At 70.2% G+C, this 13,880-nt stretch carries 14 protein-coding genes; 12 read left to right on the forward strand and 2 right to left on the reverse strand.

Going from position 1 to position 13,880, the window contains the following annotated elements; translation table 11 throughout:
- Window positions 1–377: 377 nt before the first annotated feature.
- From MCHT01_RS21505 to ubiE, 3 genes are all read left to right on the forward strand, one after another.
- Window positions 378–2,183, forward strand: coding sequence for a S8 family peptidase (locus MCHT01_RS21505; protein WP_245643508.1), 1,806 nt, complete (start codon window positions 378–380; stop codon window positions 2,181–2,183).
- Between the two features lie 200 nt (window positions 2,184–2,383).
- Window positions 2,384–2,821: a gamma-butyrobetaine hydroxylase family protein gene (locus tag MCHT01_RS21510; protein WP_067068542.1), complete on the forward strand. Its 438-nt coding sequence runs from the start codon at window positions 2,384–2,386 to the stop codon at window positions 2,819–2,821.
- 70 nt (window positions 2,822–2,891) lie between these two features.
- A complete protein-coding gene (ubiE, locus tag MCHT01_RS21515; RefSeq protein WP_067068544.1) occupies window positions 2,892–3,623 on the forward strand; it encodes a bifunctional demethylmenaquinone methyltransferase/2-methoxy-6-polyprenyl-1,4-benzoquinol methylase UbiE in 732 nt (243 codons plus the stop codon).
- A gap of 85 nt (window positions 3,624–3,708) precedes the next feature.
- Here ubiE and MCHT01_RS26915 read toward each other — a convergent pair whose 3' ends face one another.
- The gene (locus MCHT01_RS26915; protein ID WP_169806189.1) at window positions 3,709–3,876 is read right to left on the reverse strand and encodes a hypothetical protein; all 168 of its coding nucleotides are present in this window, start codon (window positions 3,874–3,876) and stop codon (window positions 3,709–3,711) included.
- Entirely contained in the window at window positions 3,876–4,187 is a 312-nt protein-coding gene (locus MCHT01_RS21520) for a hypothetical protein (RefSeq protein WP_067068547.1), read from the reverse strand. The genes MCHT01_RS26915 and MCHT01_RS21520 overlap by 1 nt, the downstream gene beginning before the upstream one ends.
- Before the next feature lie 462 nt (window positions 4,188–4,649).
- On the opposite strand from MCHT01_RS21520, the gene MCHT01_RS21525 reads away from it, so the two are divergent.
- From MCHT01_RS21525 to MCHT01_RS21565, 9 genes are all read left to right on the forward strand, one after another.
- Window positions 4,650–5,582, forward strand: a complete 933-nt coding sequence (locus MCHT01_RS21525; protein ID WP_245643510.1) for an EpsD family peptidyl-prolyl cis-trans isomerase — start codon at window positions 4,650–4,652, stop codon at window positions 5,580–5,582.
- Entirely contained in the window at window positions 5,579–6,466 is an 888-nt protein-coding gene (epsE, locus tag MCHT01_RS21530) for a polysaccharide export protein EpsE (protein ID WP_084453175.1), read from the forward strand. The genes MCHT01_RS21525 and epsE overlap by 4 nt, the downstream gene beginning before the upstream one ends.
- Window positions 6,467–6,539: 73 nt before the next feature.
- On the forward strand, window positions 6,540–7,943 hold the full coding sequence (gene epsF, locus MCHT01_RS21535) for a chain length determinant protein EpsF (RefSeq protein ID WP_245643512.1): 1,404 nt from the start codon (window positions 6,540–6,542) through the stop codon (window positions 7,941–7,943).
- A gap of 44 nt (window positions 7,944–7,987) precedes the next feature.
- Entirely contained in the window at window positions 7,988–8,857 is an 870-nt protein-coding gene (locus tag MCHT01_RS21540; RefSeq protein ID WP_245643514.1) for a polysaccharide biosynthesis tyrosine autokinase, read from the forward strand.
- A 154-nt stretch (window positions 8,858–9,011) separates the two neighbouring features.
- Window positions 9,012–9,926 carry an exosortase B gene (gene xrtB / locus MCHT01_RS27590; RefSeq protein WP_067068555.1) on the forward strand — a complete coding sequence of 305 codons (915 nt, stop codon included), beginning with the start codon at window positions 9,012–9,014 and terminating at the stop codon, window positions 9,924–9,926.
- Window positions 9,923–10,660 carry an exosortase C-terminal domain/associated protein EpsI gene (locus MCHT01_RS27595; RefSeq protein WP_067068557.1) on the forward strand — a complete coding sequence of 246 codons (738 nt, stop codon included), beginning with the start codon at window positions 9,923–9,925 and terminating at the stop codon, window positions 10,658–10,660. Before xrtB ends, MCHT01_RS27595 begins: the two co-directional genes overlap by 4 nt.
- 17 nt (window positions 10,661–10,677) lie before the next feature.
- Window positions 10,678–12,213 carry an O-antigen ligase family protein gene (locus MCHT01_RS21555; RefSeq protein ID WP_067068560.1) on the forward strand — a complete coding sequence of 512 codons (1,536 nt, stop codon included), beginning with the start codon at window positions 10,678–10,680 and terminating at the stop codon, window positions 12,211–12,213.
- A complete protein-coding gene (locus MCHT01_RS21560) occupies window positions 12,210–13,247 on the forward strand; it encodes an acyltransferase family protein (RefSeq protein WP_067068563.1) in 1,038 nt (345 codons plus the stop codon). The genes MCHT01_RS21555 and MCHT01_RS21560 overlap by 4 nt, the downstream gene beginning before the upstream one ends.
- 55 nt (window positions 13,248–13,302) lie before the next feature.
- Window positions 13,303–13,878: a serine acetyltransferase gene (locus tag MCHT01_RS21565; RefSeq protein ID WP_067068702.1), complete on the forward strand. Its 576-nt coding sequence runs from the start codon at window positions 13,303–13,305 to the stop codon at window positions 13,876–13,878.
- The last annotated feature ends 2 nt before the right edge of the window (window positions 13,879–13,880 follow it).

Here is a 13,880-nt window from a genome sequence, read left to right on the forward strand (position 1 = left end):
ACAAGGCGCGCAGGCTAAACGAGCCACGCGCCCCCGGCCATCGGTCCCGTCCCGCGCATGCCTTCCGGCACCCCGGGCACGCCGTTCGCGCAGGCCCGCAAACGGTGCGCAAACCTTACGAATCAGGGCGTTAGCTGACATGGAAGGGCGACTGTCGGATCAAAGGCTGCTTCCTGACACAAAAAAGTTATAGGTGTATTCCTTCCTGTTAAGTCTTGCAGGGGGTGCGTTCGTCGCCCGGGCGTCTTCCTACACTGCGCCGCATGCCGCCGGGAGGTCCGGTCGGCGTCCCCGGTCCGAAGGTGCCAACGCACCAGGCCGGGGCAGGCGGGCACCGACACCCGGTGTCGACTCGAAGGTCCAGGAGAAGAACAAGCATGCTGCGAATGAACACGCTCAGCCGTGCGCTGGCTCTGACACTCGTCACCATGGGCGCTGCCCAGGCCGGGGTGTCGTCGTTGGATGTCGACAAGGCGCCGCGTCAGCGCGCCGAACAGACCGATCGTCTGATCGTGAAATACAAGGATGGCAGCACTGTGGTGCAGCAGCGCCTGGGCGCGGCCATCCAGTCGCGGGCCGTGGCCAGCGACGCCATCGGCGCCCGCACCGAGCGCCTGCAGCAGTTGGCCGCCCCGCTGGGCGCCCGCATGACGCTGCTGCGCCAGATGGGCACCGGCGCCCACGTCTACAAGCTGGGCAAGCGCCTGTCGCTGGCGGACCTGCGCCAGCTTGGCGAGCAGATCAAGGCGGCGGACGCCAACGTCGAGTACGTCGAGCCCGACCGCAAGATGTACCCGCTGTTCACGCCCAACGACCCCTCGTACACGGCGCAGTGGGACCTGTACGAGACGACCGCCGGCATCCGCGCGCCGGCCGCGTGGGACCAGGCGACCGGCACCGGCGTGGTGGTCGCGGTGATCGACACCGGCTATCGGCCGCATGCGGACCTGACCGGCCAGCTGGTCGCCGGCTACGACATGATCGCGGACACCGCCGTCTCGGTCGACGGCAACGGCCGGGACAGCGACCCGAGCGACCCGGGCGACTGGCACGCCGCCGGCTTCTGCAGCACCGACGATCCGGGCGAGAACTCGAGCTGGCACGGCACGCACGTGGCCGGCACGATCGCGGCCAAGACCAACAACGGCGTGGGCGTCGCGGGCATCGCCTTCAACGCCAAGGTGCAGCCGGTGCGGGTGCTGGGCAAGTGCGGCGGCTACACCTCCGACATCGCCGACGGCATCACCTGGGCCTCGGGCGGCACCGTGTCCGGCGTGCCGGCCAACGCCACGCCGGCCAAGGTGCTGAACCTGTCGCTGGGCGGCGGCGGCACCTGCGACACGACCACGCAGACGGCCATCAACGGCGCGCGCTCGCGCGGCGCCAGCGTGATCGTCGCGGCGGGCAACGAGAACCAGAACGCCTCCAACTCCAGCCCGGCCAACTGCTCGGGCGTGGTGGCGGTGGCGGCGACCGACCGCTACGGCGCGCGGGCCTACTACTCGAACTACGGCTCGATCGTGGCCCTGGCCGCGCCGGGCGGCGACGTGCGTTCCAGCGCCAGCAACGGCATCCTGTCGACGCTGAACGCCGGCACCACCACGCCGGGCGCCGACAACTACGCCTACTACCAGGGCACCTCGATGGCCACGCCCCACGTGGCCGGCGTCGCGGCCCTGATGTACAGCGCCAAGCCCACGGCCACGCCGGACCAGATCACGGCCGCGCTCAAGAGCAGCGCCCGCGCCTTCCCGGGCACCTGCAGCCAGTGCGGCGCCGGCCTGCTGGACGCCAACGCGGCGGTCACGGCCATCCTGGGCGGCGGTGGCGGCACCACCACGGCCGAGGTCGAGTCCAACAACACCATCGCCTCGGCGCAGGCCATCGCGGCGCCGACGACGGTCAACGGCAGCCTGTCCTCCACCACCGACACCGACTACTTCAAGGTCGTGCTGCCGGCCGGCAAGACGCTGAGCGCCACGCTGACGCCGCCCAGCGGCAAGGACTACGACCTGTACCTGGTGAACGCCTCCGGCACGCAGCTGCGCGCCAGCGAGAACGGCGCCGGCGCGGTGGACAGCTTCACTTACGCCAACACGGGCTCCGCCTCGGTGACCGTGTACGTGCGCGTCGTCTATTACTCCGGCGGCACCGGCAGCTACACGCTGGGCCTGGGCTGGTGATGCGACTTTCGGTTCTTGCCACTCTCCTCGTTTGGTAAGCCGGGTGTCCTGGGCCCGAACGGGGCACCCGTTGAATCCCGCCGGTGAAAGCTGGCGGGATTTTTTTTCGTGCCCATGACGGGCGCGCGGCCGGGCGCGGGGGAGGGGAGCGGGGCCGCTACACTGCGGGCCTCGATTTCTCCGCGACCCTTCGCGACCCCATGGCCGGCCTCGACAGCAACTCGCCGCTTCCCACCGACATCGTGGTGCACCAGCAGTCCAAGGTGCTGGAGCTCGCCTTCAGCGACGGCGCGCGCTTCCGCATCCCCTTCGAGCTGATGCGCGTGTGCAGCCCCTCGGCCGAGGTGCAGGGCCACGGCCCGGGCCAGGAGACGCTGCAGACCGGCAAGCGCGAGGTGACCATCGTCGCGGTGCAGCAGGTCGGCCACTACGCGCTGCAGCCGCTGTTCTCCGACGGCCACGAGAGTGGCCTGTTCACCTGGGCCTATCTCTACGAGCTGGGCCGCGACCAGGACCGCCTGATGCGCGAGTACGAACAGAAGCTCGCCGCCGCGGGCCTGGACCGCGACGCGCCCATGCCCGAGAAGGGCGGCAAGGGCGGCCATTCGCATGGCGGCGGCGCTTGCGCCAGCCATTGACCCTCGCCGGCCGCGCGGACGACGCGGCCGACGCGGCCGCGACGCTCCCACTTTCAGCAGGATTCCCACCATGAGCAGCACCCATTTCGGCTTCGAGACCGTCGACGAGACCGCCAAGGCCAAGCGCGTGCGCGGCGTGTTCGACTCGGTCGCGTCGCGCTACGACGTGATGAACGACCTGATGTCGATGGGCCTGCATCGCGTCTGGAAGCGCTACACGCTGGCGGTGGCCAACCTCAAGCCGGGCGAGCGCGTGCTGGACATCGCTGGCGGCACGGGCGACATGGCGCGGCTGTTCGCCCGCAAGGTCGGAGACCGCGGGATGGTGGTCCACACCGACATCAACGAGGCGATGCTGCGCACCGGCCGCGAGCGCATGATCGACGAGGGCCTGGTGCTGCCCACCAACCTGTGCGACGCCGAGCAGCTGCCCTACAAGGACGGCAGCTTCGATCTGGTGTGCGTGGCCTTCGGCCTGCGCAACATGACGCACAAGGACAAGGCGCTGGCCGAGATGAACCGCGTGCTGCGCCCGGGCGGCCGCTTGCTGGTGCTGGAGTTCTCGCAGGTGGCGGAGCCGCTGCGCAAGCCCTACGACTGGTACTCCTTCAAGATCCTGCCCCGCATCGGCTCGATGATCGCGGGCGACGCCGACAGCTACCGCTACCTGGCCGAGTCCATCCGCATGCATCCGGCGCAGCAGGAGCTCAAGGCCATGATGAAGTCCGTGGGCTTCGGCCATGTGGACGTGCACAACCTGACCGGTGGCGTGGTGGCGCTGCACGCGGGCATCAAGTGCTGAGGCGCTGACGCGCCGTATCCCGCGCGCGGCCGACGCCGCGTCGACGAACGAGGGCCCCCGACGGGGCCCTCGGCGTTTGCGGCTCTCAGATCCGGGGCGGGGAGATCAGGTCCTCGTGCGCCCGGCGCTTGCGCTCTTCCTCACGAGCCTTGAGCCGATCCCGGCGGCGACCCAGCACGTCTTCCCTGACCACCATGCCGCCGAAGACGTAGAGGATGACGCCCGCGAACACCAGAAGCAGCAACACGTCCATCAACGTTCTCCTTTGCTCATCACGGCGCCGCACAGGAAGCACAGCACGCCGACGGAGGCCAGGAGCAGGATCCTGGCGACATCCCAGAAATGGAACGGCCAAGCCGTCCCGACGATCACCGCGGCGCCTGAGAGCGACGCAGCGGACAGGGTATGCAGGAAGCGCCCGGCAGCCTCGCGCTGTTTCGTCGTCGGGCGACTCAGCGCCAGATGCCAGTTCGCGAACACCTTGCGCGCGTAGCGACGGATCAGGCGCCGTCGCCTGTCCCGCCACCAGCCTTCAGCGATCTCGACCACACGTCCCCACTGCATGCGCTGAATTGAAGCAAGCCCACGCGAAAGAAACACTTCCTTGCATCGGCTGTTCTGATCGCAGCTTCGAGGGAGGCGCTGACGTCCATGCGGGGCGCGGGCATCGGTCCGGCGGGCACCGATCTCCCCTGGGAGCGCCGGGTCCGGGATGTCCCCCATTGACGTCCTGAAGCGGTTTTTACGGCGTCGTCCCCCCTTGTTCGCGGGGGCTGCTGCGACGATGCGGGCCGGGCCAGGACCCATTCTTGCTATGGACCCTGCGAACCCGGTCTGGAGGCTTCCGAAGCCGCTTGCAATCGGGGTTTACCGTCATGGGCCAGGACTACACTCGCCCCTCGCGCGAGCACTCCCAACCGGCCCGTGTGGGCCCTGAACAGACAGAACAACGAAGGTCGACACATGCAATCGAATCGGGCCCTGGTCCAACGTTCCGGATTCCGTCCTGCAGCTCTTGCCGCAACCTTGATCGCCGCCGCGGCCCTGGTCGCCTGTGGGGGCGGCAGCGGGGCCAAGGCCTCGCAGACCGCCGCGAAGGTGAACAAGGAAGAGATCACCGTCCACCAGATCAACTTCGTCCTGCAGACGCAGCCCAACCTCAAGCCCGAGCAGGTCGACGGCGCCTCGCGCCAGGTCCTCGAGCGCCTGATCGACCAGGAACTCGCGGTGCAGAAGGCCCAGGACCTCAAGCTCGACCGCGATCCGCGCGTGGTGCAGCAGATCGAGACCGCCAAGCGCGAGATCATCGCCCGCGCCTATGCCGCCCACGTCGGCGAGACCGCGTCCAAGCCCAGCGAGCAGGACATCCACAAGTACTACGTCGAGAACCCGGCGCTCTTCGCCGAGCGCCGCATCTACAGCCTGCAGGAAATCAACATCGAGGCCAAGCCGGAACAGCGCGAGGCCATCCGCGACCGCCTGCAGGGCGGCGCGAACAAGTCGATGCAGGAGTTCCTCGAGGGCCTGAAGACCGACGGCCTGCGCTTCACCGGCTCGCAGGCGGTGCGCGCCGCCGAGCAGATCCCGCTGCAGAACCTGGACGCCATCGCGCGCCTGAAGGACGGCCAGTTCATCATGAACGCCACCCCCGGCGGCGTGGTCGTGCTGTTCCTGGCCGGCTCGCAGCGCCAGCCCTACACCGAGGCGCAGGCGCGTCCGTCGATCGAGCAGTTCCTGCTCAACCAGCGCCGCACCGAGCTCCTGGCCAAGGACATCAAGGCCATGCGCGAGAACGCCAAGATCGAATACGTCGGCAAGTTCGCCGAAGCCGCGGCATCCGCGCCGGCCTCGACTTCGCCGACCGTCAGCCCGGGCGCCGCCGCGTCCGACTCCGCCCCCGGCGCCGCCAGCGGCCCGGTCGACTCCTCCGCACCTTCGAAGGGCCTCGACATCAAATGACGAACTCGCGTCGCTTCCCGATCCTCGCCACCGCCCGCGCCGTCGCGGCCTGCTCGCTGGCCGCCGTCGTCGCCACCGGCGCCCTCGCTCAACCCCAGTCCCGCGCCGCCGCGCCCGGCGCCCAGCCCGCGCCGGTGGGCGCCGTCAGCGGCTCGGCCGCCGAGTACCGCCTGGGATCGGGGGACGCGATCAAGATCTCGGTGTTCCAGAACCCGGACATGACGCTGGAGACCCGCGTGTCCGAGGCCGGCACCATCAGCTTCCCGCTGCTGGGCCTGGTGCGCATCGGCGGCCTGACGGTCAGCGACGCCGAGGCGAAGATCGCCGAGGGCCTGCGCAAGGGCAACTTCGTCAAGCAGCCCCAGGTCACCATCCTGATCATGAAGGTCACCGGCAACCAGGCCAGCGTGCTGGGCCAGGTCAACCAGCCGGGCCGCTACCCGCTGGAAGTGGCCGACACCCGCCTGACCGACCTGCTGGCCAACGCGCGCGGCGTGGCGACCACCGGCGGCGACCTCGTGGTGCTCAGCGGCACGCGCGGCGGCAAGCCCTTCCGCCTGGAGGTCGATCTGCCCACGCTGTTCGGCCCCAGCGGCCGCGAGCAGGACGTCATCGTGCAGAACGGGGACGTGCTGTGGGTGGACCGCTTCCCGATGATCTACATCTACGGGGAAGTGCAGAAGCCCGGCCAGATTCGCCTGGAGCGCGGCATGACGCTGCTGCAGGGCCTGGCCGCCGGCGGCGGTCTGACGCTGCGCGGCACCGACCGCGGCATCCGCGTGCAGCGCAAGGCGGCGGACGGCAAGGTGCAGGAGCTCAAGCCCGCGATGGACGAGACCCTGAAGGACGGCGACGTCATCTACGTCCGCGAGAGCCTGTTCTGATCTCCGAAGTCCCTGAAGTTGAAGCCGGGTCCTCCGCCCGGCCAAGGAGTGCATGGTGACGCCCAGCAAGTTGATGTCCATTCTCCGCGCCCGCTGGTCGCTGGTGCTGCTCGTGGTCGTGCTGACCACGCTGACGGCGCTGGCGGTCAGCCTGGTGATGCCCAAGAAGTACGTGGCGAGCGCCTCCGTCGTCATCGACGCCAAGCCCGACCCGGTGACCGCGCTGATCTATCCCGGCCTGGCCTCGCCGGCCTACGTCAACACGCAGGTGGACGTGATCTCCAGCGATCGCGTCGCGCTGCGCGTGGTGCGCGACCTGCGCCTGACCGAGGTGCCCGACCTGCGCGAACGCTGGCAGGACCAGGGCGGCGAGGGCTCGATGGAGCTGTGGGTGGTGGACTTCCTGCGCGCCAACATGGAGGTCAAGCCGTCCAAGGAAAGCAACGTGCTGACGGTGTCCTTCCGCTCGCCGTCGGCGGAGACCGCGGCCACGCTGGCCAACGCCTTCGTCAAGGCCTACATCGCGACGACGCTGGACCTGCGCGTGGAACCCGCGCGCCAGTACGCCGGCTACTTCGACCAGCAGGCCAAGGGCGCGCTGGAACGCCTGGAGGCCGCGCGCGCCAAGCTGTCCGCCTATGAGCGCGAGCACGGCATCATCGCCAGCGACGAACGCCTGGACGTGGAGAACGCGCGCCTGGCCGAGCTGTCCACGCAGCTGGTCACGCTGCAGGCGCTGGCCTCCGAGTCGGGCAGCCGCCAGGGCCAGGCGGCGCGCGGCGCCGACTCGCTGCCGGACGTGCTGAGCAACCCCGTGGTGTCGCAGCTCAAGGCCGACGTCAGCCGCGCCGAGGCGCAGCTGCAGCAGCTCAGCACCCGCTACGGCGACAACCACCCGCAGGTCATCGAGGCCCGCGCGGCCGTGGCCGACACGCGCAACAAGCTCAACGCCGAAGTGCGCCGCGTCACCAACTCCGTCTCCGCGACCAACAACATCAACCGCCAGCGCGAGTCCGAGGCCCGCGCCCAGCTGGACGCGCAACGCGCCAAGGTGGTCAAGCTGAAGGAAGCGCGCGACGAGGCCGGCGGCCTGATGCGCGAGACCGAGAGCGCCCAGCGCGCCTACGAGAACATCACCCAGCGCCTGACGCAGACCAGCCTGGAGAGCCAGTCCACGCAGAGCAACGTGAACCTGCTGACCGAGGCGATGCCGCCCAGCAAGCCGTCCTCGCCCAAGGTGCTGCTCAACACCGCGCTGGCCTTCGTGGTCGGCGTGATCCTGGCGGTGGGCCTGGCCCTGCTGCTGGAGCTGCGCGACCGCAAGGTGCGCGATGCCGACGACGTGATGGCCGTGCTGCCGCTGCCGATGCTGGGCGTGCTGCCCGCGCCGGGCAAGCGGGCGCGCGGCGCGCTGCCCTCGGTGGAACGACGGCTGCTCGGCCACGCCAGTGGCGCCACCGGCCGAGGAGCGACCTGATGTCGGATCTGAAGGAACCCCTTTCCCCCGCGTACGGCAAATCCGTGGACACATCGAACACCAAACCCGCGGCGGGCATTCATGACCGCTCGATCGGCGCGATCATCGCCGAGACCCGCAACCTCAGCGCCGACCAGGTCGAGCGCGTGCTGCAGTACCAGCGCGAGCGCGGCATCCGCTTCGGCGAGGCCGCCGTGGCGCTGGGCTACGCCAATGCCGAGGACGTGCTGGAGGCGCTGTCCAAGCAGTTCCACTACCCCTACGCCCCGAACGAGCGCAAGAGCCGCAGCCCCGAGCTGGTGGCGCTGAACCAGCCGTTCTCGTCGCAGGCGGAGGTGTTCCGCGGCATCCGCAGCCAGATCACGATGCGGCTGTACCGCGAGGGCGAACCGCGCCGCGCGCTGGCCATCATCAGCCCCGACACGCTGGACGGAAAGAGCTACTTCACCGCCAACCTGGCGGTGACGCTGGCGCAGCTGGGCGGCCGCACGCTGCTGGTGGACGCCGACCTGCGGCGTCCGCGCCAGCACGAGATCTTCGACATCAACAACCAGGCCGGCCTGTCCTCCATCCTGTCGGGCCGCAGCGAGCCGCGCGTGATCCAGCAGGTCGAGGGCATGACCTCGCTGTTCGTGCTGCCGGTGGGCGCGGTCCCCCCGAACCCGGTGGAGCTGCTGGAGCGCCCCGCCTTCGGGATGCTGATGCGCGAGCTGGCGGGCAAGTTCGACCACGTGCTGGTGGACACCTCGGCCGGCCAGTACGGCGCGGACGCCGCCATCGTCGCCTCGCGCTGCGGCGCGGCGCTGGTGCTGGCCCGCCAGAACCAGTCGCGCGTCAGCGCGCTGCAGGACCTGACGGACAGCCTCGACGGCCTCACGACCACCTTGGTCGGCACAGTGATGAACCAGTATTGAATCGAGGCCCGATGACCGCACGATTCGTCACCCGCTGCGGCGTCGCGAATGCTCGCGGTGCAAGGAGCATCGCTCCGCTTCGCGCCTTGCATCGCGCGCCGACTCTCACGGTCCTCGACCCTCGATGGCGCGCGTGGGAACTTCAGTGAAAACGATGAATCTCTTCGCCGCCTCTTCGGGACGTTTCGATCCGGGCTTCTGGGCCGTCAATCGCGTCGCGCTGCTCACGCTCGCGGCGGGGCTGCTCGCGCTGTATGTGCCCACGGTCGTCGACTTCCTGCACGGCCCCTGGCGCGGCGATCGCAACTCCCACGGGCCCATCGTGCTGGCCCTGTCGGCCTGGTACTTCTACTTCCAGACCCGGCGCCTGGCCGGGCAGGGCGAGCGCTTCGCGCCGCGTCCCGCCCCGGTCGCCGGCTGGTCGCTGGTGCTGCTGGGTCTGGCGGCCTATGTGCTGGGGCGCTCGCAATCGCTGGCGCTGCTGGAGATGGGCTCGCTGCTGCCCGTGCTGCTGGGCTTCGCGCTGATCCTGCTCGGGCCGGCGATCGCGCGGCATTACTGGTTCGCCTTCTTCCTGCTGCTCTTCGCCGTGCCGCTGCCCGCGTCCATCGTGGACGTGATCACCCAGCCGATGAAGATCGCCGCCTCCTGGGGCGCCGAGCACCTCATGTTCTGGCTGGGCTACCCGGTCGCGCGCGCCGGCGTCATCCTGCAGATCGGCCCCTACCAGCTGATGGTGGCGGACGCCTGCGCGGGCCTGAACTCGTTGTTCACGCTCGAGGCGCTGGGCCTGCTCTACATGAACGTGGTGCGCCATGAATCGGTGTTCCGCAACATCACGCTGGCCATCCTGATCGTGCCCATCTCCTACTGCTCCAACGTGATCCGCATCCTCATCCTGGCGCTGCTGACCTACCACCTCGGCGACGACGTGGGACAGGGCTTCATGCACGAGTTCTCCGGCATGGCGCTGTTCCTGACCGCGCTGATGCTGATCGTGGCCATGGACGGCCTGTTGCGCGCGCTGTCGCTGCGCCTGGCCCGCGCGCGCCGATCGGAGGCCGCGTGAACGCCCGCGGCACCGCGCCGAGCGCGCCGGCCGCGACGCCGCCGCGTCTGTCCGCCGCCGTGTGCGCCGCGGGCCTGGCCGTGATGCTGGGCGCCGCCGCCGGCGCCTGGCTGGCCACGCCGCGCCTGCAGACCGCGCAGGGCGGGACCGACCTCGCCGCCGCCGTGCCCAAGGCCTTCGGCGACTGGCGCCTGGTGCAGGACGGCTCGACCCAGGTCGACGTCGCCCAGGGCGTGGAGACCGAGCAGGAGCAGCCCTACGACCAGACCGTGATGCGCACCTACGCCAACAGCCGTGGCGAGGAGGTGATGCTCGCGCTGGCCTGGGGCGAGCGCCAGCGCCAGGACGTCAAGGTGCACCGCCCCGAGGTCTGCTACCCGGCCCAGGGCTTCGCGGTGCTCAAGCTCAAGAGCGGTCCGGCCATCGCGACCGCGGGCCGCGCCGCGCCCGTGCCCACCACCGAGCTGCTGACCGGCGCGCGCGGCGGGGGCTACGAGGCCGTGCGCTACTGGATCCGCATCGGCGACATGTACGGCGGCGACGGCTGGGCCGCGCGCTGGTACATCCTGAACGAGGGCTTCCGCGGCCGCGTGCCCGACGGCATCCTGGTGCGCGCCTCCCAGCGCCTGGCCCAGCCCGGCGACGAGGCGAAGTCGCAGGCCCTGATGGACGGCTTCCTGCGCGAGCTGGTCGCGGCGGTGCCCGCCGGCGCGCGGCCGCTGCTGGTCCGATGAGACACGGGGGGCAGCGCATGAATGCCGTGCATCGGATCTCCGGCCTGTGGCGCAGCTGGCGCGACGGCCTGGACGGCACCTCCTGGCTGGGCCTGACCGGGCTGCTGGCGGGCGCCGTCGTGATGGGGCTGCTCACGGTGATGGTGGGCGGCGTGGCGGTGGACAAGCCGGTGCTGATGGCGGTGCTGCCGCTGATGCTGCTCACCGCCTTCCTCTTCATCTACAGCCGCGAGGCCTTCCTGCTGGTGGTGCTGCTGCTGCGCGCGGGCACCAATCCGGTCTTCGAGGAGACCCGGCTGGCGGCCATCGGCGGCCTGGGCGGTCTGCTCAACGCGCTGATCATCGTGCTGGCGGGGCTGATCATCGCGCGCGATCCCAAGCGCGTGCCCCGCCTGGCCTGGGGCGTGTGGCTGCCCTTCGTGCTGGTGCAGGCCGCGGGCCTGCTGTATTCGCCCGATCCGGTGCAGGCGGTCCGCCTCTACCTGGGCCAGCTGTCGGTGGTCGCGCTCTTCCTGGTCAGTTTCTATCTGGTCATGGATGAAGCGGATCTGAACAAGCTGCTCAAGTTGGTCACCTGGTCCTCGGTGCCTGTCGCAGTTGTCACGCTGATTTACATCGGCCTGGGCAAGACCGCTGGTAGCGTGGACGCCTTCGAAGCTGCGTCCAACCGGTACGGCGGCCCGTTCCCCCACGCCAACATCCTGGCGTTCTATCTCGTGCTGTCGGTGGGCGTCATCTTCTATCGCTGGAAGAGCGGTCTGGCCGGGCGCGGTCCGCTGGTGACCGCGACGGTCGTGCTCTATCTGCTCCTGCTGGTGGGGCTGCTCTTCGCGACCAAGACCCGCAGCGCCTGGATCTCCGTGCTGTTCATCTTCGTGCTCTACGGTCTGCTGCGCGAGCGCCGCTACCTGATCTATCTCGTCATCGGCGGCCTCTGCGCGATGGCCATCCCCGAGGTGCGCGAGCGCGTGGCCGGCCTGGCCGAGGGCAACCAGGTCGTGCAGTACGCCAAGCTGAACTCCTTCGCCTGGCGCAAGCTGCTGTGGACCGACGCGCTGAGCTGGATGTCCAAGGCGCGCTATGTCTTCGGCTACGGCGCGGAGTCCTTCATCTTCCACTCGCAGACCTTCTTCTCGATGGCGGGCGGCCGCAGCTGGGGCGCGCACAGCGCGGTGGTGCAGATGTTCTTCGAGTACGGCGCGCTGGGCGTGGCCGCCTTCGGCTGGGTCTACCTGTCCACGGCCCGCATGCTGCGCCCGCTGCTGCGCGTGCGGCCGCTGCTGGCGCTGATCGCGCTGGCGCTGCTGGTGGCCAACTTCCTGGTCTCGACCTCGGACAACATGCTGTCCTACCTCATCTACAACTGGTACTTCTGGTTGACGATGGGCGCGATCTGCGCGCTGTCCTGCCGCATCGCCGGCGCCGCCGACAAGCGCAAGCGCCTGCCCTGGGGCATCCGGCCGAGCAAGTACCGACCGCGTGAGGAGGCGGGTCCGCGCAGCTCGTTGTTCCCGGTCACGCAGCCGATGACGCTGATGGAGCGCGCGCCATGAGCCTGGCCGACGCCGCCCGCCCGCACGCCCCGGTCCTCGGCGGCGAGCGCCAGCCGGCGCTGGACGGCGTGCGCGCGATCAGCATCCTGGCGGTGTTGTGGACCCACCTGTTCCCCGCCCGCCTCGGCGGCGTGGCGCTGAACGAGTCGCTGGGCCTGTTCGGCATGGCGCTGTTCTTCATCCTGTCGGGCTACCTGATCACCGGGCAGTTGCTCAAGCGGCCGCCGGTGTCGGCCTTCGTCGCGCGCCGTCTGCTGCGCGTGGTGCCGGCCGCCTGGATCTGCCTGGCGCTGGTCTGGCTCGTCCACCCGGTGGACCTGGAGACGGCGCTCAGCTACCTGCTGTTCTACGCGAACCTGCCGCCGCAACACCTGACCCCGCCGGTCGACCATTTCTGGAGCCTGTGCCTGGAAGTGCAGTTCTACATGCTGGCCGCGCTGCTGCTCTGGATGCGTCCGCGCGCGGTGTGGTGGCTGTTCCCCGTGCTGCTGCTGGCGACCACCGCGCTGCGCATCGGCCACCAGGTCACCGCGTCCAGCGTCACCTGGTTCCGCTGCGACGACCTGCTGGCGGGGGCCTGCCTGGCGCTGCTGATGCACTCGCGGCACTGGCCGGCGGTGAGGACCCGGCTCGCCCGGCGCGGCATGGTGCCGCTGCTGCTGGTCACGCTGCTGGCCTGCAGCTTCCTGCCGCACGCGGCGCTGAATCCGCTGTCCTTCCTGCGGCCCTACGTCGCCGCCGCCTTCGTCGGCGCGCTGCTGGCGCAGCCGGCGCACGGGCTGTCGCGCCAGCTGGGCCGGCCCTTCTTCGTCTACGTGGCGTCCATCTCCTACGCGCTCTACATCTGGCATCTGCCGCTGGCGGCGACCTGGCTGGGCACCGGCGACACCGCCATCAAGTACCTCAAGCGCCCGCTGCTGCTGGTGGCGCTGGTGCTGGTGGCCCATGTCTCGACCTTCCAGGTGGAGCACCGCTTCAACGAGCTGGCCAAGCGCGTCGGTCACGGCCGCCGGCAACGGCTGAAGGAGGTCTGAGATGAGCGCCACCGCGCCGATGACCGCCCCGATGCCCGCATCGCTCACCGCCCCGATGGCCCCCGCGGCGACGCGCGCCCGCGACGACCTCGACTGGCAGGCCGACCTGGCGCGCTGCGGCGGCGCCGCCGCGCTGCGCCGCGAGCAGTCGCTCTGGGCATTGCGGGTCTATCGCTACGGTCGCCGCGTCGACGCGATGCCCGCCGGCTGGCGCGCGCGCTGGCATGCGCGCGGCTACTGGCTGGCCTTCCGCGCGGTGGAGACGCTCACCGGCATCAGCCTGCCCAAGGCGGCCCGCATCGGCCCCGGCCTGCGGATCTGGCACTTCGGCAATGTCTTCGTCCACCCGGACACCGTCATCGGCGCGCGCTGCACGTTGCGCCAGGGCGTGACGCTGGGCAACCGCGTGCCCGAGGGCCCCTGTCCGGTGCTGGAGGACGGCGTCGAGCTCGGCGCCTATGCGCAGGTGCTGGGCGGCGTGCGGCTGGGCGCCGGCTGCAAGGTCGGCGCGATGTCCGTCGTGCTGCGCGACGTGCCGGCCGGCGCGACCGCGGTGGGCAACCCGGCGCGGATCGTCGATCGCGGCAACGCCGCGGACCGGGCGTCCGCGCCCCTGACCCTGGAGGACTGAAC

The organism is Mitsuaria chitosanitabida ATCC BAA-476 = NBRC 102408 (assembly GCF_001598255.1).
GTDB classification, from domain to species: domain Bacteria; phylum Pseudomonadota; class Gammaproteobacteria; order Burkholderiales; family Burkholderiaceae_C; genus Roseateles; species Roseateles chitosanitabidus.